Source organism: Xanthomonas sp. SI (assembly GCF_014236855.1).
Classification (GTDB): Bacteria; Pseudomonadota; Gammaproteobacteria; order Xanthomonadales; family Xanthomonadaceae; genus Xanthomonas_A.
Genome location: NZ_CP051261.1, coordinates 180,765 through 202,320, shown reverse-complemented (window position 1 = coordinate 202,320; position 21,556 = coordinate 180,765). Strand labels below are relative to the sequence as shown.

General features: G+C 71.0%; 14 protein-coding genes and 1 pseudogene. 2 read left to right on the top strand and 13 right to left on the bottom strand.

Features of this window, described 5'->3' with window-relative positions; genetic code table 11:
• The first annotated feature begins 121 nt into the window (after positions 1-121).
• Positions 122-1,303, top strand: coding sequence for a benzoate/H(+) symporter BenE family transporter (locus tag HEP75_RS00925; RefSeq protein WP_185825112.1), 1,182 nt, complete (start codon positions 122-124; stop codon positions 1,301-1,303).
• 22 nt (positions 1,304-1,325) lie between these two features.
• Here HEP75_RS00925 and bphP read toward each other — a convergent pair whose 3' ends face one another.
• The 6 genes from bphP to HEP75_RS00895 form a co-directional block, all read right to left on the bottom strand.
• Positions 1,326-3,230: a bacteriophytochrome BphP gene (bphP, locus tag HEP75_RS00920; RefSeq protein ID WP_185825111.1), complete on the bottom strand. Its 1,905-nt coding sequence runs from the start codon at positions 3,228-3,230 to the stop codon at positions 1,326-1,328.
• Positions 3,227-3,826, bottom strand: coding sequence for a biliverdin-producing heme oxygenase (locus HEP75_RS00915; RefSeq protein WP_185825110.1), 600 nt, complete (start codon positions 3,824-3,826; stop codon positions 3,227-3,229). The genes bphP and HEP75_RS00915 overlap by 4 nt, the downstream gene beginning before the upstream one ends.
• Positions 3,827-4,026: 200 nt before the next feature.
• Positions 4,027-5,277 (bottom strand): TCR/Tet family MFS transporter, encoded by a 1,251-nt coding sequence (locus tag HEP75_RS00910; RefSeq protein ID WP_255423951.1) that lies wholly within the window; start codon positions 5,275-5,277, stop codon positions 4,027-4,029.
• Between the two features lie 695 nt (positions 5,278-5,972).
• Positions 5,973-8,213: a lytic murein transglycosylase gene (locus HEP75_RS00905; protein ID WP_185826451.1), complete on the bottom strand. Its 2,241-nt coding sequence runs from the start codon at positions 8,211-8,213 to the stop codon at positions 5,973-5,975.
• A gap of 182 nt (positions 8,214-8,395) precedes the next feature.
• On the bottom strand, positions 8,396-10,111 hold the full coding sequence (locus HEP75_RS00900) for a diguanylate cyclase (RefSeq protein ID WP_185825109.1): 1,716 nt from the start codon (positions 10,109-10,111) through the stop codon (positions 8,396-8,398).
• A gap of 77 nt (positions 10,112-10,188) precedes the next feature.
• Positions 10,189-10,581 (bottom strand): YchJ family metal-binding protein, encoded by a 393-nt coding sequence (locus HEP75_RS00895; protein ID WP_185825108.1) that lies wholly within the window; start codon positions 10,579-10,581, stop codon positions 10,189-10,191.
• Positions 10,582-10,681: 100 nt separating this feature from the next.
• Between HEP75_RS00895 and HEP75_RS00890 the strand changes: the two genes are divergently transcribed.
• Positions 10,682-11,455, top strand: coding sequence for a TSUP family transporter (locus tag HEP75_RS00890; RefSeq protein WP_185825107.1), 774 nt, complete (start codon positions 10,682-10,684; stop codon positions 11,453-11,455).
• A gap of 45 nt (positions 11,456-11,500) precedes the next feature.
• On the opposite strand, the gene HEP75_RS00885 is transcribed toward HEP75_RS00890, so the two are convergent.
• From HEP75_RS00885 to HEP75_RS00855, 7 genes and pseudogenes are all read right to left on the bottom strand, one after another.
• Positions 11,501-12,685 carry a DUF3322 and DUF2220 domain-containing protein gene (locus tag HEP75_RS00885; RefSeq protein WP_255423950.1) on the bottom strand — a complete coding sequence of 395 codons (1,185 nt, stop codon included), beginning with the start codon at positions 12,683-12,685 and terminating at the stop codon, positions 11,501-11,503.
• Positions 12,672-16,296, bottom strand: a pseudogene (locus HEP75_RS00880) (SbcC/MukB-like Walker B domain-containing protein). The gene HEP75_RS00885 and the pseudogene HEP75_RS00880 overlap by 14 nt, the downstream one beginning before the upstream one ends.
• 82 nt (positions 16,297-16,378) lie before the next feature.
• Positions 16,379-17,083: a DUF4194 domain-containing protein gene (locus HEP75_RS00875; RefSeq protein ID WP_185825105.1), complete on the bottom strand. Its 705-nt coding sequence runs from the start codon at positions 17,081-17,083 to the stop codon at positions 16,379-16,381.
• The gene (locus HEP75_RS00870) at positions 17,070-18,539 is read right to left on the bottom strand and encodes a DUF3375 domain-containing protein (protein WP_185825104.1); all 1,470 of its coding nucleotides are present in this window, start codon (positions 18,537-18,539) and stop codon (positions 17,070-17,072) included. The genes HEP75_RS00875 and HEP75_RS00870 overlap by 14 nt, the downstream gene beginning before the upstream one ends.
• Before the next feature lie 71 nt (positions 18,540-18,610).
• Positions 18,611-19,213: a GTP cyclohydrolase I FolE gene (folE, locus tag HEP75_RS00865; protein ID WP_185825103.1), complete on the bottom strand. Its 603-nt coding sequence runs from the start codon at positions 19,211-19,213 to the stop codon at positions 18,611-18,613.
• 139 nt (positions 19,214-19,352) lie between these two features.
• Positions 19,353-20,735 carry an MFS transporter gene (locus HEP75_RS00860; RefSeq protein ID WP_185825102.1) on the bottom strand — a complete coding sequence of 461 codons (1,383 nt, stop codon included), beginning with the start codon at positions 20,733-20,735 and terminating at the stop codon, positions 19,353-19,355.
• Positions 20,736-20,850: 115 nt separating this feature from the next.
• Positions 20,851-21,399 (bottom strand): YdeI/OmpD-associated family protein, encoded by a 549-nt coding sequence (locus HEP75_RS00855; protein WP_185825101.1) that lies wholly within the window; start codon positions 21,397-21,399, stop codon positions 20,851-20,853.
• Positions 21,400-21,556: the final 157 nt, after the last annotated feature.

The following is a 21,556-nucleotide window of genomic DNA, read 5'->3' as shown; positions in this document are numbered from 1 at the left end:
GCGATCCCATTAGTAGAACGCGCGCGCGCCGCGTCCGCGCGGCGGCGGCCGCCTCACGCCACTGCTGCCGTTGGCGGCGCGCTTGGCCGAGAATGCGGGTTCACCCCCGCAGGATCTCGCAATGCCCTCCACTGCCGGACGCTCCCTATGGCGCGACGCCTCGCTGCCGGCGCTGGTCGCCGGCTTCGTCACTGTCCTGGTCGGCTTCGCCAGTTCGGCGGTGATCGTGTTCCAGGCGGCGCGCACGCTGGGCGCCTCGCAAGCGGAGATCGCATCGTGGATGTGGGCGCTGGGGCTTGGCATGGGCGTCACCTGCATCGGCCTGTCGCTGCGCTACCGGATGCCGGTGGTGACGGCCTGGTCCACGCCCGGCGCGGCGATGCTGATCAGCAGCGGGGGCGGCTTGCCGCTGTCCGATGCGATCGGCGCGTTCGTGGTGGCGGCGCTGCTCGGCACGGCGGCGGGATTCTCCGGCGTCTTCGAGCGGATGATCCGGCGCATCCCGGTGTCACTGGCCTCGGCGATGCTGGCCGGGGTGCTGCTGCGCTTCGGCCTGGACGTGTTCGTGGCGATGCAGAGCCGGCTGGGCATGGCACTGGCGATGTTCGCGGTCTATCTGCTGGGGCGCCGCGCGTTCCCGCGCTACGCGGTGATCGCGACGCTGGCGGTGGGCATCGCGATCGCCGCCGGCAGCGGCACGCTGCACCTGGAGACCGCGCAGCTGAGCCTGGCGCGGCCGGTGTTCGTGTGGCCGACGCTGTCGTGGCAGGCGCTGTTCGGCATCGCCTTGCCGTTGTTCGTGGTGACGATGGCCTCGCAGAACCTGCCTGGGGTAGCGGTGATCCGCGCCTCCGGCTATGCGGTGCCGATCTCGCCGACGATCGGCTGGATCGGCGTGGTCAATACGCTGCTGGCGCCGTTCGGGGCCTACGGACTGAACCTGGCGGCGATCACCGCGGCGATCTGCATGGGCCCCGAGGCGCAGGAAGATCCGCAGCGGCGCTACATGGCCGCGGTGTTCGCCGGCCTGTTCTACCTGCTGATCGGCCTGTTCGGCGCGACCGTGGCCGCGCTGTTCGCCGCGTTCCCGAAGGAGCTGGTGATGGCGATCGCCGGTATCGCGCTGTTCGGCACCATCGGCAACAGCCTGGCGATGGCGCTGAAGGACGAGGGCGAACGCGAACCGGCGCTGATCACCTTCCTGGTCACCGCATCGGGGCTGTCGCTGTTCGGCATCGGTGCCGCGTTCTGGGGCCTGCTGGCCGGTGCGGCGACGTCGCTGCTGTGGCGGCGCACGCGCTGAGCGTGCGCCGCCACGGATTCGCTCAGCGCGGATCGCGCAACTGCAGCAGCCAGTGCGTGGAGACGCCGGACGGGCTGGGCAAGGGTTCGAAATCGAATTGGCGATGTACTGGCGCGGCGGCTTCGATGCGCAGCGGCAAGGTCACGTAGGCGGCGCGTCCCTGACGCAGCAGGGTGGCGATGCGCTGGGTTTCCATCGGCGCGGCGTCGGTGGCGTACAGCTGGTCCAGCTCGCAGCCGATCAGTTCGGCGACCTCGCGTTGGTACAGCACGGCGAAGGCGTCGTTGACGAACGCCAGCCGGCTGGGCCGGCCGTCGCTGCCGCGCTCGATGATCGCCACCGGTTCGCGCAGCCGCGACAGCGAGGCTTCCAGCAGCGCGAAATCCTGCTGGAAGCGCTTGCGCTCCATCAGCTCGATCAGCACCCGCAGGCTGCGCGCCGACTCCAGGCTCAGCGGCGACCATGGCCGCGCGCGGCCGCGCACGGTTTCCTGCCACAGGTCGAAGCTCTTGCGCGGCGAAAGACGCGAGTTGGGAATGTCCTGCAGCTTGGACAGCTGCGGGTTGCCGGCCCAGTTGACCGTGCGCACCTGCTCGCGCCGCGTCCACAGCAGCGCGCTGCGCGCCTGCGGCATCAGCGGTACGAAGATGAAGCCGGCGGCCAGCGGCGCCAGGTCGGCCAGCTCCGGGAAGGTCGCGCCGATCTGCTCGGTATGCAGCGCGCCGACCGCGTCGTGGCGCAGCGCCTCGTGGTGGCTGGCTTCGATCTGCTCGCGGATCCGCGCAAGCTCGGCGGCGCTCGGCACCATGCCGTGGCGGGTGACGTGGTCGCCGTGGAACACCGCCACGCCGTCGGCATCGACCACGTCGAGCAGGTCCGAGGCCATGTCGTCGAGCATGTCCCCGGTCAGCGTCTCGGCTTCGTTGAAGTTGGTGATCAGCTTCTCGCGCACGGTCAGCAGCACCGTTTCCACGCGCGCGCGCGACACCGCGGTCAGCGCGCCGATGCGCCCGGCCAGGGCGCGGCTGACCGCGTCGGTGACGTCGCGCATCTCGTGGTTGCAGAAGTACGGGCGGTAGTGGTGGCAGGCGATCAGCCCCCACAGCGCATCGTTGACCACGATCGAGGCCACCAGGGTGGCGGTGACGCCCATGTTGGCCAGGTATTCCAGGTGCACCGGGGAGACGCTGCGCAGGCTGACGTCGCTCAGGTCCACCGGCGCGTGCAGCCGCGGATGCAGGGTCGGCTGGATCGGCGAGGGGATGTAGCCGACATTGGCGATCTGGCGCACGCGGTTGCGCAGGTACAAGGTGCGCGCCTGCGCCGGGATGTCGCTGGCCGGATAGTGCAGGCCGAGATAGGACTCCAGCTCGGGCGTGCGCGCTTCGGCCACGACGTCGCCGTTCCACTCGTCGTCGAAGCGGTAGATCATCACCCGGTCGTAGCCGATCAGCGTGCGCAGGCTCTTGGCCGCACGCTGGCAGGCTTCGTCGATGCTGCTGTCGGTCTCGAGCCGGCGCAGCAACGGCAAGGCCTCGCGCAAGGTGGCGTCGGCGAGCGGCGCATCGCGCGGCTCCAGTTCCAGCAGCCATTGCTCCGGGTACAGATGCCAGGCGCCGACCCAGCGCTGGCGCGGCGCGGTGGCGCGGCGCGGGAAAGCGACGTCGACGTAGGCGAGCTGGGTGCGCTCGGAGGCGTCCGCCGACACGCGCGGTTCCTGCAGCGTCAGCAACGCGTCGTAGCGCTGTCCGAGCAGTTCCGCCAACGGCACGCCGAGCAGGTCGGCGGCGCTGGTGCTGGCCTGCACGATGCGGCCGTCGCCGGGTTCGATCACCAGCAGCGCGCCATGCGGCTGGATCGATCCGGGAATATGGATCGGCTCGCGCGCGCAGGCGTCCATGTCCAAGGGCGCGGCGGTCTCGCTCATGCGACGGTCTCCAGGGCGAAGTGGGTGTGGAAGTGCGCAAACATCGCGCGTGCGCCATCAACCGCAGCCTGCCGCGATTGCGGCGTCGGCAGGGCCTGCTCCAGGCGTTGCTGGAAACGCCGCCAGCAGGCCGGATCGGCATGGCCGAGTTCGAAATAGCTCAGCGCCGGGGCGGCGTCGGGCAGGCTCTGCCGCAGCTGCCGGGCGATCAGGCGCCCGCCCAGGCGCGAGCCTTCGACCACGTACAGCATGCCCCAGCGGCTGCCGGCGTCGGGCGCTGGCGGCGCGGGCGCCGGCAGCGGCGGGGTCGCCTGCAGCGCGGCCAGATCCTGTTCCAGCAGCGGACTGCGCGGCTGGTAGCGCCAGGCGGCATCGCCGCTGGCGTGCAGCCAAGCCGACTCGCGCTGCTCCCAGCCGGCCAGCGCGGCGTGATGGCGGCGCAGCACCTGGACATAGTCGGACACGGAAAGGGAGTCGCGCATCAGCGCGCGCATCGCCGGCAATTGTTCGACCGCCAGATGCTGTTGCGCGGTGGCTTCGCGCAACAGGCGCGAGGCGGTAAGGGGCACGGCGGAACCGTCGGGGGGCGACATCATGGGGGGCGTGCGATCTACAGCAGCCGAACCGGCCGCGACGGCGGAGAGGCCGCACAGCGTAGCATCGTGGATGCAGCGCACCCGGCGCTGCGGCGGCCGCGCAGCACGCCGCGACGGCTGAAAGCTGAGCAGTTCATCCGCTTCCAGCGGCACCACGCCGGCCATGCGCGCAACGGTCCACCGCAGCGCGGTTCGGCGTGCTAAGCGGTGGCGGTGGCGCTGGCGGGCACGCGCGCACGGCGCCAGGCCACGACCCAGCCGGCGGCCAGCAACAGCGCGGCCAGCAGCCACGGCGCGCCGGGCAGATGTGCCGGTGCGTGCTTGCCGATGAACAACGCGAACACCCAGGTGTACAGCAGCGGCCCGACGATCCCGGCCAGGCTCACCAGGCTCATCAGCGCGCCCTGCACGCGGCCTTGCGCATCGGCGCCGACGTGGCGGGTGACGATGGCCTGCGCGGACGGCGACGCCACCGCCCACAGCGCGCTGACCGGCACCCCGAGCAGGAACATCGCGCCGCTGCCGGCGACGCTGTAGATGGCGAAGCCGGCCACGCCGCAGCCCAGCCCGAACAGCAGCGCGCCGCGCTCGCCGAGCCGGCGCACCACGCGCGCGACCAGCAAGGCATTGACCACGATGCTGCACACCCCGACCAGCGCCAGCACCCAGCTGACCTGCTTCGGTCCCCACTGGTACTGGTACTCGGCGAACAGCACGAAGATGCTCGGATACACGTAGTGCGCCAGGTTGGCCAGGAAGATCACCGCGGCCAGCGCGAACACCTGCGGATAGCTGCGCAGCAGCCGCAGCGCGCCGAACGGATTGGCGTGCTTCCAGTCCAGGCGCGGGGTGCGCCGCTCCGGCGCCAGCGATTCGGGCAGCACCCACAGGCCGTACAGGAAATTGAGCAGCGCCAGCGCCGCGGCGAACCAGAACGGCGCGCGCAGGTGGTAGCTGCCGAGCCAGCCGCCGAGCAGCGGCCCGATCACGAAGCCGAGTCCGAACGCGGCGCCGATCATGCCGTAGGCCTGGGCGCGCTTGTCCGGCGTGGTGATGTCGGCGATGTAGGCGTTGGCGGTGGTGAAGCTGGCCGAGAACACGCCCGACACCACCCGCGCCAGCAGCAGCAGCGGCAGGCTCTGCGCCAGCGCCATCACCACGAAATCCACGCCCAGTCCCAGGCACGAGGCCAGGATCACCGGGCGCCGGCCGTAGCGGTCGGACAGCGCGCCCTGCAGCGGCGAGCTGACGAACTGCAGCGTGGCGAACAGGAAGCCGAACCAGCCGACCCACTTCGCCGCGGCAGCGAAATCGCCGCCGGTGAAGCCGCGCACCAGCCCCGGCAGCACCGGAATGATGACGCCGAAGGCCAGCACGTCGATCAGCAGGGTGATGAAGATGAAGACCAGGGCAGCGCGGCGCGTGCGCGCGGCAGGGGGCGAGGAATGCACGGCATGGTCTCCCGATGGAGGCGGCAGTGTAAGCGGCAGGCGTGGGGTTTCGGGGTAGGGCTGGATTTGTGGCTGCGCGAATGGCGGCGGTGGCGACTGGGAGATGGACGAGAATGCAATTGCTGCGGGAGGGTTCGCTCCCGACGCCTTGTCCAGTGCCTTGTCGGTCGACCGCGTCGGGACTGAAGTCCCTCCCACAGGTGGGCCGAGGCGGCTTGATGCCTGGTCGATAGAGCGCTTGGAGCCGATGGGCTGAAGCCGCCGAAGCCCCTGCCTAGACGTGCCGCCCGCAGGAGCATCTTTGCGAAGAGTAAGAGCGCGGCGGCGAAGGTGGGTCCCGAAGCGTTGTCGGTACACCGCGTCGGGACTGCAGTCCCTCCCACAGGTGGGTCGGGGAGGCCTGATGCATGGCCGATAAAGCGGCTGGAGTCGATGGCCGAAACCGTCGAGGCCCCTGCCTAGGCGCGCCGCCCGCGGAGCATCTTTGCGAAGGGTGCGAGCGCAGCGGCGTAGGGGTTCCCAAAGCACTGTCGGTACAGCGCGTCGGGACTGAAGTCCCTCCCACAGGGAAGCCGGTCGGCCTCGGGGCCGGCCGATTCCCGTTGGTGCCGGTCCATGATGGGGTGGCGGCTGATGGCCCGAGGCCACCGCCGCCACCGCCTATCCGGCGCGAACGCTCACGGCAGCGCGCGCGGTCACAGCGGGGCGACTGCGATGGTCTGCTGCAGCACGTGCTGCGCGCCCGCGGCCAGTTCGATCACCTCGGGGCCGGCGTTGGCCGCTTCCAGGCACACGAACTGGCGCCAGTGGGCGCCGACGTCGGCCATCTTCTGTGCGCCGGCTTCGCCCGGATTCCAGGCCACCAGGGTGCGGCTGCCGGCGGTGGCGATCTGGATGCGGCGCTGCAGGCCCGGGTCGAGCAGCGTGTAGCGGCCGCCGGCGCCGGTGTAGATGCGGTCGCTGCGGCCCGGATCGCGCGGGTCCTGCAGGCTCCAGTCGCCTTGCTGGCGGTGCGGCGTGGCGTAGTTTTCGAACTTGTCCAGGTAGTCGAGTCCGTCCAGGCCCTGCACCCGCACCTGGGTGGCGTCGGCGACATGGAAGTAGTTGTGCAGCGCCTGGGTGAAGCGTGCCGGTTCGCGGCCGACGTTGTCGGTGATCAGGCGCTGCTCCAGGGTCGCGCCGATGCGCAGCTGCATGCGCAGGCGCAGCGGCAGGTCGTCGAAGTCCGGCGGCGCCAGGGTCAGCAGCATGCTGCCGTCGGCCTCGCGGCGCGCGTCCTGCAGTTGCCATGGCACGGTGCGTACGAAGCCGTGCGCCGGCACGTCGACGCTCTGGTCCTGGCGGCCGAAGTACGGCCAGCACACCGGGGTGCCGCCGCGGATCGGGGTAGGCGTGGGCTGTGCGCTCGGCGACAGCCACATCACTTCGGTGCCGCCCTTGGGTACGAACGACAGCAGCTGGCCGCCGAACAGGCTGATCGCGGCGGTGGAGTGCGGGGTCTCCACCAGCAGCGAGGGGTAGCCGTGGAAATCGCCTGTGCTCAGGCCGGGGATCTCGGACATGGGGGTGATGCTCCGTGGCGCGGGGGATTGGACGAAGGCCGGGTAGCGCGCCGGCACGCGGAAGGCGGTGGCGGGCTTGCCGCCGAACGGCCTGGATGGCGCGGGTGCTGGCGTTGGCGTGGTCGGTGCGGCAGGCGCAGTGGCGGGTGCGCCGTGCGCCTCACGACGCAGCGCGTCGAGGATGCGTTGTCCGGCGCGGCCGTCGGCCGGCTGCAGGCCCAGGCGCAGCTGCTCGGCCTGGATCGCGCGGCGGCTGGCGCTGCCGATCATGCCGTCGGCCTGGCCGATGTCGTGGCCGCGCGCCAGCAGCAAGGTCTGCAGTTCGCGCCGCTCCGGACGGCCCAGGCCGGGATCGTCGGTGGGCCAGGCGGTGGCCAGGCCGGGCTTGCCGCGCAACTGGTCGGACAGCAGCGCGATCGCCAGCGCATAGCTTTCGGCGGCGTTGTAGGCGTAGATCGCGTCGTAGTTGCGGAACACCAGGAACGCCGGGCCCTTCGTGCCGGCCGGAATCAGCACCGCAGCCGGCGTCTGCGGCGCCAGCGTGGGCAACTCGAGCGCGCTGCCGTCGATGGCGGTCACGCCGCGCATGCGCCAGTCGGACAGCGGCCGGCGCTGGGTGCGCCCGGCCAGGGCCGGGTCGAACCCGGCCGGCAATTTGACCTCCATGCCCCACGGCTGTCCGCTCTGCCAGCCGGCCAGCTTCAGGTAGTTGGCGGTGGAGGCCAGCGCATCGGGAATGCTGGCGACCAGGTCGCGGCGGCCGTCGCCATCGCCGTCCACGGCGACGCGGGCATAGGTGCTGGGCATGAACTGGGTGTGCCCGAACGCGCCGGCCCAGGAGCCGCTCAGGCCATCGGGCTGCAGGTCGCCGGCCTGCAGCAGTTTCAGCAGCGCGAACAGTTCGCCGCGGAAGAACGGCTGGCGGCGGCCGTTGCACGACAGGGTCAGCAGCGACACCAGCAGCGGCCGCTTGCCGGAGACGCGGCCGTAGTCGCTCTCCACGCCCCACACCGCGACCACGGTGGCCGCGTCCACGCCGTACTGCTGCGCTACCCGCGCGATCAGGTCGCGGTGGGTGGTCAGCATCGCGCGGCCGTCGGCGACGCGCTGGGTGTCCACCAGCCCGGCCAGGTAATCCCAGATCGGCGTGGTGAATTCGGGCTGCGCGTCGAGCAAGGGCAGCACGCTCATGTCCGGCTGCACGCCGGCGGTGAAGCGGTCGAACGCGGTGGCGGCCACGCCGGTCTTGGCGGCGGCAGTGCGCAGCGTGGACAGGCAACCGACGAAGGCGGGGTCCGGCGCCACGGGCGGCACGGGCAGGGTCTGCGCGGCGGCGCAGGGCGCGGCCAGCAGCAGGGCCCAGGCGAAACGCATCATCGGAATTCCTCGCCACCAGCAGGCCGGACATCATAAACAACCGTGGGGAATGGCTGCTCACGTGCGGTGGAGGGGTCACGGGAATCCGGCGTTTTTGTAGGAGCGGCTTCAGCCCCGATGGGCTTCACCGATAGATCCTGTCGCGGCTGAAGCCGCTCCTACAGGGGGACCGCGCTGGCTCAGTGCACCGCGACCACGCGGTTGCGGCCACCGCTCTTGGCCGCGTACAGCGCCTCGTCGGCGCGCTGCACCAGGCCGTTGGCGTCGTCGCCAGGGCGCAGCTGGACCACGCCGATGCTCACCGTCGGCTGCAGCTCGGGAAAGGCCAGCGCGGCTTGCGCGCAGAAGCGTTCGCGGATGCGTTCGGCGATCGGCGTGGCCTGCGCCGCGTCGATGCCGGGCAGCGCGATCACGAATTCCTCGCCGCCGTAGCGGCCGATCAGGTCGTCGCCGCGCAGTTCCTCGCGCAGCGCCTGGGCCAGCGCGCGCAGGCCATCGTCGCCGGCGCGGTGGCCGTAGCGGTCGTTGAGCCGCTTGAAGTGGTCCACGTCCAGGAACATCAGCGCCAACGGTCGCCGCCGGCGCCGGGCGACCTGCTTCAGCGCGGTCAGGCGCTCGTGCCAGGCGCGGCGGTTGAGCAGCCCGGTCAGCGGATCCAGGTCGGCCAGCTGGCGCGCCTGGTCGCGGTCGCGGCGCAGCGAGGTGCTGCGCTCGGCCAGGCCCAGCGACAGCACCAGCGCCTCGAACGCGCCGGCGGCCAGTGCCGCCTCTTCGCTCCACGTCCAGTGCGCCGCCATGCCGAAGCCCTGCAGGCTGCTGAGCGCGGTGACCAGCAGCAGCGGCGTCCAGCCGAGCAGGAACAGCCCGGCATAGCGCGAGCCGCGCCACGCCGCCGCCACGGCAATGCCGATCAGCAGCGGCCCGCCGAGGATCAGCAGCGGGTTGACCAGCGCCCGGCCAAGCGCGTCCAGCCACGGCAGCGGCAGCAGCGCCGGCAATCCGATCAACGCCACCAGCAGCGCATAGCCGCGCAGCCAGCGCCGCGCGCGCGGCAGGTACTGCGCCAGGTCGGCGAAGCGTTCCAGGAACAGCACCGCGGCGACGATCGACGTGGTGACGCCCAGGCGCCCCCAGAACCGTGCGGCCTGGCCGATCGCCTCCAGCCCCAGCGGATGCACCACGTAGCCGGTTTCCAGCGCCATCACCAGGCCATAGCTCAGCACGTAGACGGCGTAATACAGGAACGTCGCCTCGCGCAGGCGCCAGGCGAACACCAGCGCCATCGCCGCCATGCTCAGCATGATCGCGAAGCTCAGGCTGGCGACCACCAGCCAGCGGCTGTCCTGGCGCAGGTAGTCGGACTCGCTGCGCAAATGGAAGCGCAGCGAAGCGGCCATGACCCCGCGCTGGTCCACCCACAGCCGCAGCGGTTGTCCGGCGGCCGGCGCGGCGTCGATGCGGAAGCCGAGCCGGCCATTGCCGGGCAGCGCCTGCGGGTCGTCGCGCATCAACCCGCGCTGCTGCGGCGCCGCGCCGGCGACCGGTGCAAACAGGGTGACCCGCTGCAACGCAGGACTGGGCACTTCCAGCACCCACGGCGCCGGCGGCCACGGCCCCTGCGCCGGCCACAGCAGCACCCAGGCGCCGGCATCGCCGCCGTGCAGTTGGGTCATCCGGTTCGGATCGAAACGCTGCAGGGCGGAATCGGCGCGCGAGGGCGGCACTCCGCGGTCGGCAGCGGCGACCGGGCGCCAGGCGCCTTCCAGCGCCGGCATGGGCGCGGGCGCCGCCACGGCACCGTGGCAGGCGAGCAACAGGCAGCAGCACAGCAACGCGCGGCCATGGCTGCGCCAGCGGCGCAACCGGGCGAAGAGCGCGGTACACAGGAAAGACATCACGGCTGCAGGAACGGCGGACACTGCAACATCATCGGCCAGCCACGCGCAAACCTGATGCCGCGCCCAGCCATGGGTCAGTCCAGCGCGTCCAGGTAGTACCAACGGCCGTCCTCGCGCACGAAACGGCTGTGCTCGGTCATGCGCACGGCGCTGCCGCCGCCGATGCGGTAACGCGCCAGGAACGCGACTTCGGCGCGGTCGGCGCCGCTGGCGACGACCCGCTGCACGGTCAGGCCGAGCCAGATGGTGTGCGTATCCAGCTCCAGTTCCGCCGGGCGCGTGGACGGGTGCCAGCTGGCGCGCAGATAGTCGGCGTCGCGGCGCACGTAGGCGCTGTAGCGCGAACGCATCAGCGTTTCGGCGTCGGGCGCGGCGGCGCCGGCGTGGTAGAGCCCGCAGCACTGCGCGTACTCGCGCGGGCGGCCGCAGGGACAGGGATCGGCAAGGCGCGGGGCGGACGGAGACATGCGCCGATTGTGCCGGCTGCGGCGCCGCGGCGCACGCCTGCGCTGCCGTGCGCGGCGGCCCCCGGCTATGCTTGCGCCCCCCATCGCACGGAGCGCCGCCTTGCTGGAACTGATCCCGACCGAGCTGCCGTGGCTGCTGTGCATCGCCTTCGTCGCCGGGCTGGTGGATGCGGCAGTGGGCGGCGGCGGCCTGATCCAGTTGCCGGGGCTGTTCGCGACCCTGCCGCAGCAGGCGCCGGCGGTGCTGCTGGGCACCAACAAGTTCAGCGCGATGGCCGGCACCGGCGCATCGGCCTGGCGCTATGCGCGCAACGTGCGCTTCCCGTGGCGGCCGGTGCTGTACGCCACCGCGGCCGCGTTCGCGTTCTCCTTCCTCGGCGCCACCGCGGTCAGCCTGCTGCCGAAACAGGCGGTGCGGCCGCTGATCCTGGCGCTGCTGATCGCGATGCTGATCTATACGCTGATCAAGAAGGACTTCGGCGCCTTGCACCGGCCGCGCCACATCGGCCGCCGCGAGCTGGCCATCGCGCTGGCGATGGGCGCGGCGATCGGTTTCTACGACGGCTTCTTCGGGCCGGGGACCGGCAGCTTCCTGATCTTCCTGTTCATCCGCTTCTTCGGCCTGGACTTCCTGCGCGCTTCGGCCGCCTCCAAGGTGGTGAACCTGGCCACCAACCTGGCCGCGCTGTGCTTCTTCGTACCCAGCGGGCAGGTGCTGCTGGCGGTGGCGGTGCCGATGGCCGTGGCCAACATCGCCGGCGCGGTGGCCGGCACGCGGCTGGCGCTGCGCGGCGGCACGCCGCTGATCCGGCAACTGTTCCTGGTGCTGGTGGTGGTGCTGATCGGCAAGATGGGCTGGGATCTGCTGCGCTGAGGCGCGTCGCGGCCGTATCGGCTCGATCGCAGATGGGTCGTCGCGCTAGCCTGCCATTGCGGCGCGCAGGCGCGGCCATGCGTAGTTCCAGGCGATGCGCTCCTGCTCCAGGCGCGGGGCAGGGCCGAACTCGCCGCCGCGCAGGCGTGCGTAGAAGCCGCGCTCGGCATCCGTCAGCGCAGCGAGCTCCCCAGCCTCGGCGGGATGCGGTGCGGGCTCGTGGCCCCAGAGCTCGCGCGGCGTCGCATGCAGGGTCGGCTCGTCCATCAGCACCGAGACGACATGCCGCGCATGTCGACGTAGCCGGTCCAGGATGGCCAGGCCATGGGTATCGATATCGCCCCAGTAGTACAGGGGGCACTGCTGCAGCCACGGCATCTGCTCGACATAGGACACCGCGTAACCGCGCGCCATCAGCAGCAGCGTGCCGGGCAGGTCCTCGCAGGCCAGGCCGGTTTCGCGGTTCTCCACGATCAGCACCTGCCGCACCGGCAGCTGCAGCGCGGCGACCTGCGCGATCGGCGCCTGGATGTCGTCCAGCCCGCCGAGCCGCGCGCGCAGGTCCGGATCGAGCAGGCGCAGGCGTACCCGGTCGGGCGCGTGGCGCAGTCCGGACAGGCTGTCGAAGCCGCGCGGTTCGGCGATGCCGCGCAGCCCGGCCAGCCAGTCGGCGATGATTCCGCGGCGCGGCTCGATCCATTTGCTGTCGATGCCGGCGATCGGCAACTGGCGCAGGAACAGGCCGCTGTCGCGATGCGCGTGCAGCCACTCGACGACCGCGAGCAGGCGCACGAAGTCCGCTTCCGGCGCATCGGCGAGCAGGTCGAACTGCCGGCGCAGACGCGCGGCAAACCCCAGTGCCTGCGGCCAGCGCGCGACCAGCGCCGCGCAGCGCTGGCGTGCGCGCTGCCAGCGCGCGTGTTCGCCAAGCGCCAGCGCGGCCTCGTCGGCGTTCGGCTGCCAGGCCTGCGGCAGACATTGCGGGCCGAGCCGCGGCCATTTCACATCGCGCCATTCCACGTGCCCCGGCAACGGCGTGGTGCGCCAGGCGCGCAGCCAGGCACCGAACGCCTCGAATCCGGCGCTGGCCTGGGCCTGGGTCGGCATGCGCAGCGCGACCGGTTGCGGTGCGGCCTCGCCCAGCAACCAGGCGCCGCGATGCAGCCGCCATTGCCCGCGCAGCGCGGCCAGCGCGGCGTCGGGCAACAGCATCGCGTTAGCGCGCGCCATCCACGTCAGGCCTTCGGCTTGGATTTGGGTTTGGGTTTGGGTTTGGGTTTGGTCTTGGACGTCGGCTTGGACTTGGGCGGCGTGCGCTGCGACGTGGCTGCCGTGGCAGCGGCAGCATCGGCAAGCGCAGGATCAGCCGCAGTGCCACGCACGACCGCCACGGCGCCCGCACGCAGGCGCTGCGGCGCCGGCTTCGCCTGCTCCGCCTCCGGCGCTTCCTGCTCGTCCGCGGCCGCGGTGGCATCCACCGCGTTCGCACCGCGCGTGCGCTCGGGCAGCTTGAGCCGGCGCGCCTGCTCGTCGTATTCGATCAGCAGTACGCCCGAGTCGTGGCGGCCGCTGATCTCGACGAAACAGGCGCCGCCGATGAACGGCTCCAGGGTCATCACCGATTTCAGCGGCGTGGCCACCACCATCTGGAAACCGAAGTTCTCGAAGATGTTCATCGCCAGCGCGGTGAACTCGTTGTCGGCCTTGTCGAAGGCTTCGTCCAGCACCACCGCGCAGTAACGCGGCAGTTCGCCGTCCTCGCCGCCGAGCTGGTAGCGCAGCGCCGCCGCCAGGCAGGTGGTGGCCAGCTTCTGCCGCTGGCCGCCGGACTTGCCGGCGCCGCTGCGGTAGATCTCCACCTGCTGGCGGGTGGCGGCATCCAGCTCGACGCCGACGAACTCCACATGCAGGCGCACGTCCAGCACCAGCTCGCGCCAGCGCTTGTCCTCGCCGTCCTGCGAGCCGAGCCGGCGCACCAGTTCGCGCAGCACCGCAAACTGTTGTTCGGCCAGTTCGCGCTGCTCGGTCTGGTGGTGGCCGAGCACGTCGCGCAGGCGCTGGTGGAACTCGATCACCTCCGGCAGGCGGCGGTCGCCCAACTCGATGGTCAGCAAGGTGCCGCGGTTGAACGGCACCTGCTCCAGGCTGGCGTTGACCTCGTCCAGCCGCTGGGCGATCGACTTGCGCGCCTCGGCGGTATGCCGCTGCAAGGCCAGCAGGTTGTTCTTGCTCTGGCTCTGCAGCAGGTCGAAGAAGCGCGCCTCGTGCTGCGGCAGGCCGTCGCGTTCCAGGCGCTGCAGGCGCGCAAGGAAATCCTCGGCGCTGCCCAGCCCGACGGTGAAATCGCCGCTGTCTTCGGGCCACTGCTGGCAGTAACGGCGGAAGCAGCCGAGCAGCAGTTGCTCCAGGCGGTTGTGTTCCTTGTCGCTGGCGCTGGTCTGCTCGACGAGGGCATTGCCGATCTGGCGAAAATGCGCCTCGAGATTGTCCAGGCTCAGCACGCCCAGGCCAGCGAGGCGTTCGTCCAGCCCCTGCCGCTGCAACGGCGTGACCACGCGCGCATCCGCGTCAGCGCAGTTCAGCCGCTGCTTTTCCAGCCGCGACCGTTCGACGCCGAGCGCGATCCGCTCCGTCCGCACGCCCTCGAAGGTGCGCTCGGCCTGCTTGATGTCCGCGCGCGCATGGTCGATCGCCTCGCCCAGCGCGCGCAGGTTGGCGTCGCCCTCGCGCAACTGGCGCAGCGCCGTGGCGATGTCGTCCAGGCGCTGCAGCGGCGTGGCCACGTCGATCTCGTCCCAGGCCAGGTTGGCCAGGGTGTGCTGGGCCAGGCGCCGCGCGCCGTCGCGTTCGCGGCGCGCGCGCAGCGCGGCCACGTCGGCGTCGCAGGCGGCGATGCGCTGCGCCAGCGCAAGGCCCTCTTCTTCGAACAAGGCCAGCTTGTCGCGGTTGTCGAAGCCCAGCAGCCAGCGCCGGCGATCGTTCACCGCGTGGCGGTCGTCCTTCTCGTAGCGCTCGCCGGGATGCTTGACCTGGCCCTCGCGGGTGATCGCGCGCTCGGCATGGCGCAACGCCTTGGCGCTGTCCACGCAGTCGTAGTCGAAGCGCTTGCCCAGTTCGCGGCGCAGCCAGCCAGCGAAGGCGTGCTCGCGCAGTTCCAGCTTGTGCAGCAGCGAGCCGGCGGTCGGCGCGCGCCCGGGCAGGGCGTGTTCGTTGTCGCGCACACGGTAATAGACCAGGCGGATGCCCAGATGGGTGCGGTTGACCCAGTCGGCCACGTCCGCGTAATGGCGTTCGTCCACCAGCAGCGATTGCGCGAAACCGTGCAGCACGCGTTCGATGGCGCCGCGCCAGTCGGCGTCCTCGCTGCGCACCTGCAGCAGTTCGCCGACGAACGGCAAGGCCGCCTCGGGCACGCCGGTGTCGGCGCTCAGGCGCGCGCGCAGCGCCTGCATCGGCGCCGGGATATTGGACGGGTTGCGCTTGAGTGCGTCGATCTCGGCGCGCACCTCGGCGAAGCGCCTGGCATCCTCGGCCTTGCCGGCGATGCGCTGGCCGATCGCCTCGTCGAGTTCGGCGGCCGCGCGCGTGCCGTCCTCCAGCGCCGCGCGCGCCTGTGCGGCCTGTTCGGCGAAGCCATGCGCGCTGCCGGCCAGCACCTGCTCCAACTGGCGGCAGGCCTGCTCGGCCTGGCTGCGCTTGGCAGCGCGGCGGTCGCGCTCGGTTTCCTGCTGGCCGCGCTCGCGTTCCAGCGCATCGATGCGCTCGCCGCCCTGCGCGCGGCGCTGCGCTTCCAGGTCGTCCAGGCGCCGCTGGTGATTCTCCAGCGCGGCGCGGCGTTGCCCTTCCTCGCCGGCCAGGCCGCGGTCCTGGGTGTCCAGTTCCTGCAGGCGCGCATCCAGCAACGCCAGGCGGCGCTGCTCGCGGTAGCTGTCGATGCCGAGCTTGAGTTCGTCCAATTCGCTGCGCTGGCGGCGCACCGCCATCAGCTCGGCGTGGTGCCCGCGCGCTGGCAGCAGGGTCTCGACCTGGCGGCGCGCGGTCACCACCGCCTGATGCGCGCCGTCGAGCTCGGCGAAGTCGCCGACCAGGCGCTCGGCGGCGTCGAAGGTCTTCGGCTCCTCGAGCATGAAGCCGCGCAGGAAGGCGTTGAGGTCGCCGAGGTTCTTCGCCGACTGGGTCTTGTGCAGCAGCCGCAGCGCCATCTCGTTGCCGATGCCGAGCTGGTGACGGAAGCGTTCGGCATAGCCGGCGAAGCTGTCGAAATGGTGCACGTCGTGCAGGCGCTGCTTGAGCTTGCGCAGGTCCAGGTCGAAACCGTCCAGGTCGCTGGCGATGTCGAACGCGCGCTCGGCCACCATGTAGTGCTTGCGCACATCGGCGGCGGCGGTGCCATTGCCGGCGATCCAGAACAGCCGCACCAGGCTGACCACGCGGTCCTCGCCGTTGCGATATTCCAGCACCAGCGCGGTCCAGGTCGCACCCTTGCGCAGGTACTGGGTGGCGATCTCGCCCGATTCGCTGTCCTGCTGGTCGGCCCAGGCGCCGCGCACGTAGGACACCAGGTTGCGGTCGCGGCCGCTGCGCTCGGCCTCGCGCGCGGCGGCGTTGAAATCGACGATGCTCGGCGGCGTCAGCAACGCCGACATCGCATCGAGCAGGGTGGACTTGCCCGAGCCGGAGCGGCCGACGAACAGGAAGCCGCGCGCGGCGATCGGGATCTCAGTCAGGCCGGAAAACGTGCCCCAGTTGTGCACCTGCAGGCGGCGCATGCGGAACTGCTGGAGGCGCGGATCGGGCAGATCGCCGGCGAACAGGCCAGGCGTGGAAGCGGAGGATTTCATCCGCACAGTCTAGGGACGGGGACGCGCGGAACCAAGCCGGCGCGGGCGCTTTCGCGGCAGTCCGCGCCGGCGAAAGCGCGCCCTAGGCGTCCTGCGCAGCTTCGGCGTCGTCCTCGCTGCTGCCCGGGCCTTCGCGCAGCTGGCGGTACACCTGCGCCAGCGCGGCGACGTCCTCGGCCGAGAACAGCAGCTTCAGCGCCGGCGAGACTTCGTAACGTTCGTCCTCGCCGCGCAGGCGGGTCAGGATGTGGTTGTCCTTCATCTTCTGCACGGCGTTGCCGACCCGGCGCAGGAAGCCGGCGCGGTCGGTGGACAGGTTCTTCTCGTACACCGCCAGCGCTTCGCCCAGCTGCGCGTCCTCCACCACCGCGCGCAGTCCGCGCGCATCGGCTTCGGCCAGTTGCTGGCGCAGGTACAGCAGCAGCACCGAATCGATGAAGGTCAGCGGCGAGGAGCGCAGCAGCACCGGCGCTTCCAGTTCGCCGGTGTCGGCCTGGCGGGTGAAGGCGATACCGGCCTCGCGGTCCAGCACCAGTTCCAGGAACAGCTCGGCCAGGGCGCTGCGGATCGCCGCCTCGCTGCGCAGCAGCGCCGGCCACAGCTTGCTGTGGCGCTGCGCGTCCACGCTGGGGCCGCTGAGCAGCTGGCACAGCGCGCGCCGCGCCTCCACCGGCAGGCGCCCGCTGTCGCCGGGGAACAGGCCGGTGCCGGCGTCGGGCGCCGCGCTGTCGGCCGCGTCCGGCAGGCGTTCCTGCTCGGCATCCACTTCGTGCTCATGCCAGTTCATGGCGTTTCTCCTGGGTGAACCACACCAACGGAATGCGCGCACGGCGCCACTGGCCGTCGCCGCCGCGCCATTGCGCGATCTCGTGCTGCCCGGCGGCGACCACGCCATGGCGGGTACCCAGCGACAGATAGCCGATCACGCTGCCCAGGCCCTGGCTGGCCTCACGCTGCGTCAGCACCTGGGCGATGGACAGTTGCGGCTGCTCGGCGAGCAGGTCGAACAGGTCGCGGCGCAGGCTGCGGAAGTCGATTTCCGACTGCGCCACCAGGTCGCCGACGCTGTCCAGCGAAATCGCCGCCGCCTCGTTGCGCTGGATGCCGCCCTCGACCTGCTGCTGGCGCGGGTCGTGCAGACGCCATTGCGCCAGCGAACGCATGCGGCTGGTGGTCAGGTTCAGATCGCGGCCGATGCCGCGCTGTGCGGGAATGTGGTCGCGCAAGGCCAGCGCCTCGGCCTGCGCCTGTTTGAGCAGCTGGTTGAGCCGGCGCTGCTCCAGATAGCCGCGGCTCTGCACGAAACCGCGCAGACTGCGCGCGAAATGCTGCATCACGTCGTGCACCTGGCCGCCGCGCTCGAGCATGGTGCCGGTCAGCCCGCGCAGGAAGCCGCGTTCGCGCCGGTCGAGCTTGCGCGCGAAGCCGCGCGCCAGCACCGTCTCCAGCGCCGCATCCAGCTGCGCGCTCTGCTCGGCATCGTTGAGCAAGGCCCAGAACGCCTGGAAACTGCGCCCGGCATCGCTGTCGCCGATCACGTCCACGCCTTCGAACAGCTTGCCCAGGATCTCGCCGCGCTCGCCCTCGTCGTCGATGATGCGCTCGCGGAAATCGCGGTTGAGCTGCTCGAAATCGTCGCGGACGCGGCGGAAATCCTCGGTCAGTTCGTCGGCCAGCGCGATCACCTGGCGCGCGCGTTCCAGCGCGCGCTTGCCGTCCAGCGCCGCCACCTTGCCCTTGGACACCCGCGCGATCTCCGCGTCGATGCGGTCGCGCTCGTCGCGCAAGGCCGACAGCCGCGCATCCGGATTGGTCTCGGTCAGCGCCGCCAACTGCGCCAGCTGCTGCATCACCAAAGCCAGGCGGCTCTCGGTGGCCGCGCCGCGCGCATGCTCCAGACCGTCGGCGAAACGGATCGCCTGCGTGGCCTGGGTGGAGAGTTCGTATTCCTCCTGCTGCGCGCCTTCCGGCAGCCGCCGCTCCAGCCAGCCCTGCGCCAGCCAGTGCGCGACATAGGCTTGCGCGGTGCGCGGCAACTCGCGCGACAGCTGGTCGGCATTGAGTTCGTCGAGCATGCGCTGCAGGCGTTCGTGCAGCACCGCCGCCGGCAGCCGGCGTTCGCTGTCCAGCAACAGCGACTGCAGCAGGCCGATCACTTCCGGCGCCTGGTCGGCGGCGAGCAGCTTCCACAGCGGCTGCTCGCGCATGGCGCGGTAGCGGGCGATGCGGGCGCGGTGCTTCATGCCGATGCTGCCGGGCGCAACGGGTGTGACGAACAGGCGGAAAGGCTAGCGCGGCACCGCATGCGGCACGCTCAGCGCACGCCGCCGTCGATGAAGCGCAGGAACTCGGCGCGGGTGCGCGCGTCCTCGCGGAAGGTGCCGAGCATCTTCGAGGTGACCATGCTGACGCCGCGCTTGTGGATGCCGCGGGTGGTCATGCACTCGTGCGCGCCTTCCACCACCACGCCCACGCCCAGCGGCTGCAGCACGTCCTGGATGCACTGCGCGATCTGCGCGGTCATCTTCTCCTGCACCTGGAAGCGCCGCGCATAGGCCTCGACCACGCGCGCCAGCTTGCTGATGCCCACCACCTTGCCGCGCGGCAGGTAGCCGACATGGACCTTGCCGATGATCGGCGCCATGTGGTGTTCGCAATGGCTTTCGTATTCGATGTCGCGCAGCACGATCAGTTCGTCGTAGCCGGCCACTTCCTCGAAGGTACGCAGCATGTACTCGCGCGGGTCGGCCTTGTAGCCGCTGAACCAGTCGCCATAGGCCTCGGCCACGCGCCGCGGCGTGTCCAGCAGGCCCTCGCGGTCCGGGTCCTCGCCGGCCCAGCGCAACAAGGTGCGCACGGCGGCTTCGGCCTGGTCCTGGGTCACAGGGGTGTCGGGGGTCTTCTTGGAATCGGCCATGAGCGAAAACGCCCGTGAGGGGGGCTGCATGGTACCCGAGTCGCACGCGTGCCGCCGAAACCGGAGGCCAATGGGCCGCCGGGATCGCGGCGCTCGCCGCGGCACGGGCGCGGTGGGCGCGCCCGTGCCGCCGCCGGCCTCAGCCGCGTACGGCCGCCGCCTTCGCCGCCTTGCGCTCGCGCATCGCGCGCTCGTCGTCCAGCCAGTTCGCGCCCTTGTTGGTCAGGAAGAACATGTACACCACCAGCGACACCGCGATCACCGCCGTGGCGTACCAGACGAAGGTGGTCACGTGGCCGGTCTTCAGCGAGGCCTGGTACAGCAGCGGCGCGGTGCCGCCGAAGGCCGAGTTCGCCAGCGCGTAGCCCAGACCCACGCCCAGTGCGCGGATGTGGGTGGGGAACAGCTCGGCCTTGACCACCGCGTTGATCGAGGTATAGCCGGTCAGGATCACGAAGCCGCCGGTCAGGATCGCGAACGCGGTCAGCCAGTCGCTCTGCTTGGGCAGTTCCAGCACCAGGAACCAGGTGTAGAGCACGCCGCCGATGCCGAAGAACACCAGCAGGGTCTTGCGCCCGATGATGTCCGACAGCCAACCGCCGACCGGCTGCATCAGCATCAGCACGGTCAGCGCGACCAGGTTGATGATGGTGCCGGCCATCACGTCGTCGCCGGCGAACGCGGTCTGGATCATCTTCGGCCCAGTGACCGAATAGGTGTAGAAGGCGATGGTGCCGCCCGCAGTGACCAGGAAGCACAGCAGCAGCGGCCGCCACTGGTGCACGAACAGCTCATGCAGCGAACCGGCCGAGCGCGCCCCGCCCTTCTTGGCCTCGGCGATGGAGTCCGAACCCAACGACTCGTCCATCGTGCGGCGCAGCCAGAACACCACCAGCGCACCGATGCCGCCCAGGCCGAACGCCAGGCGCCAGCCCCATTCGGACACCCAGCCCTTGTCGGCGAAATGCAGCATCAGCAGCAGCGTGGTCTGCGCCAGCACATGCCCGCCGACCAGGGTCACGTAGTGGAACGAGGACAGGAAGCCGCGCCGGCCCGGGATCGCCGCCTCGGACATGTAGGTGGCGCTGGTGCCGTACTCGCCGCCGGTGGCGAAGCCCTGCAGCAGCCGCGCCAGCAGCAGCACGATCGGCGCGGCGATGCCGATCGTGGCCACCGTCGGCGTGACCGCGATCGCGAACGAACACAGCGCCATCAGCGACACCGAAATGGTCAGCGCCAGGCGGCGGCCGTAGCGGTCGGCGAAGCGGCCGAAGTACCACGCGCCGATCGGGCGCATCAGGAAGGTCATCGCGAAGATCGCCCACACGAACATCGTGGCGTTCTTGTCTTCCTTGGAGAAGAACTGCGATTCGAAGTAGGTGGCGAACACCGAGTAGACGTAGACGTCGTACCACTCGACCAGGTTGCCGGCCGAGCCCTTGAGCGTGTTGGACACCGAGCGGCGAAGGCTGCCGGGCGCGGCGCCGGACGCGGCGGCGGTCGAAGATGCGGGTGTGCTCATGCGATGAGACCCTTCAGCTGGACATCGCCGGAGTATAGGTGGCGATTTGCGAGGACGCTGTCGCGAACTGCGTCAGCCGGCCCGAGCGGCGCGCGCGGCGCGTTGCCGCCGCGCATCATCCCACCGCCTGCGGCGCACCGAGCGACTTGCTGTACATGCCCGAGCGGTCGAAGCAGCAGGCGCGGCGCTTGCCCGAGGCGAGCATGTCGCAGGCGCTGGCGATGCGCTTGACCCGCGTCTCGGCCTTCTTGCCCGAGACGATCCAGAAGATCCAGTCGCGCCGCGCCAGCGCGGTGAGGTCGTTCCAAGTCGCCCGCGCGGCCGGATCCGCGGCGAGCGCGGCGGCCAGGTCCGGCGGCACCGCCGGTTCCGGCTCCACCGTCACCGGCGCGATCTCCAGCGCCACCGTCTCGCCCACGGCGACGCCGGCCGCTGCCCGCAGCGCCGCTTCGACTTTCAACCAATGGCTGCCCTGCCCGTCCGGCTCCAGCGTGGCCTGGAACGGCTGGCCGGCGAGCGTGCCGTCCACGCTGACCATGCTGCGCGTCGGCAGCCTGGCGCTGGCTTCAGCAGGTAGGACCAGGAAGGTCCAGGCCGCATCCTTCGGCGTGGCCGGCCGCAGCAGCGTCGTCTTGAAGCGAATGGTGGCGTCGCCCTTGGACATGGCGCGGAAGATAGCACTGCGTGCCGTTGGGTGATCCGGGCAGCGGCCGGGCCCCGCATCGCCACGCTGGAGCGCCGCATGGCGCCGGGCGCGGACCTCCGTGCGGTGTGCAGACGCAGCGCGCGCCGACCGCGCACAGGCGCGGCTTGGCCGGAGC

Excerpts from the sequence above, each read along its gene's own strand:
- HEP75_RS00855 (WP_185825101.1), bottom strand. The coding sequence starts at position 21,399 with ATGTCCAAGGGCGACGCCACCATTCGCTTCAAGACGACGCTGCTGCGG.
- HEP75_RS00925 (WP_185825112.1), top strand. The coding sequence starts at position 122 with ATGCCCTCCACTGCCGGACGCTCCCTATGGCGCGACGCCTCGCTGCCG.
- HEP75_RS00905 (WP_185826451.1), bottom strand. The coding sequence starts at position 8,213 with ATGCGTTTCGCCTGGGCCCTGCTGCTGGCCGCGCCCTGCGCCGCCGCG.
- HEP75_RS00885 (WP_255423950.1), bottom strand. The coding sequence starts at position 12,685 with ATGGCGCGCGCTAACGCGATGCTGTTGCCCGACGCCGCGCTGGCCGCG.
- folE (WP_185825103.1), bottom strand. The coding sequence starts at position 19,213 with ATGGCCGATTCCAAGAAGACCCCCGACACCCCTGTGACCCAGGACCAG.
- HEP75_RS00875 (WP_185825105.1), bottom strand. The coding sequence starts at position 17,083 with ATGAACTGGCATGAGCACGAAGTGGATGCCGAGCAGGAACGCCTGCCG.
- HEP75_RS00900 (WP_185825109.1), bottom strand. The coding sequence starts at position 10,111 with ATGTCTTTCCTGTGTACCGCGCTCTTCGCCCGGTTGCGCCGCTGGCGC.
- HEP75_RS00870 (WP_185825104.1), bottom strand. The coding sequence starts at position 18,539 with ATGAAGCACCGCGCCCGCATCGCCCGCTACCGCGCCATGCGCGAGCAG.
- HEP75_RS00915 (WP_185825110.1), bottom strand. The coding sequence starts at position 3,826 with ATGATGTCGCCCCCCGACGGTTCCGCCGTGCCCCTTACCGCCTCGCGC.
- bphP (WP_185825111.1), bottom strand. The coding sequence starts at position 3,230 with ATGAGCGAGACCGCCGCGCCCTTGGACATGGACGCCTGCGCGCGCGAG.
- HEP75_RS00895 (WP_185825108.1), bottom strand. The coding sequence starts at position 10,581 with ATGTCTCCGTCCGCCCCGCGCCTTGCCGATCCCTGTCCCTGCGGCCGC.
- HEP75_RS00860 (WP_185825102.1), bottom strand. The coding sequence starts at position 20,735 with ATGAGCACACCCGCATCTTCGACCGCCGCCGCGTCCGGCGCCGCGCCC.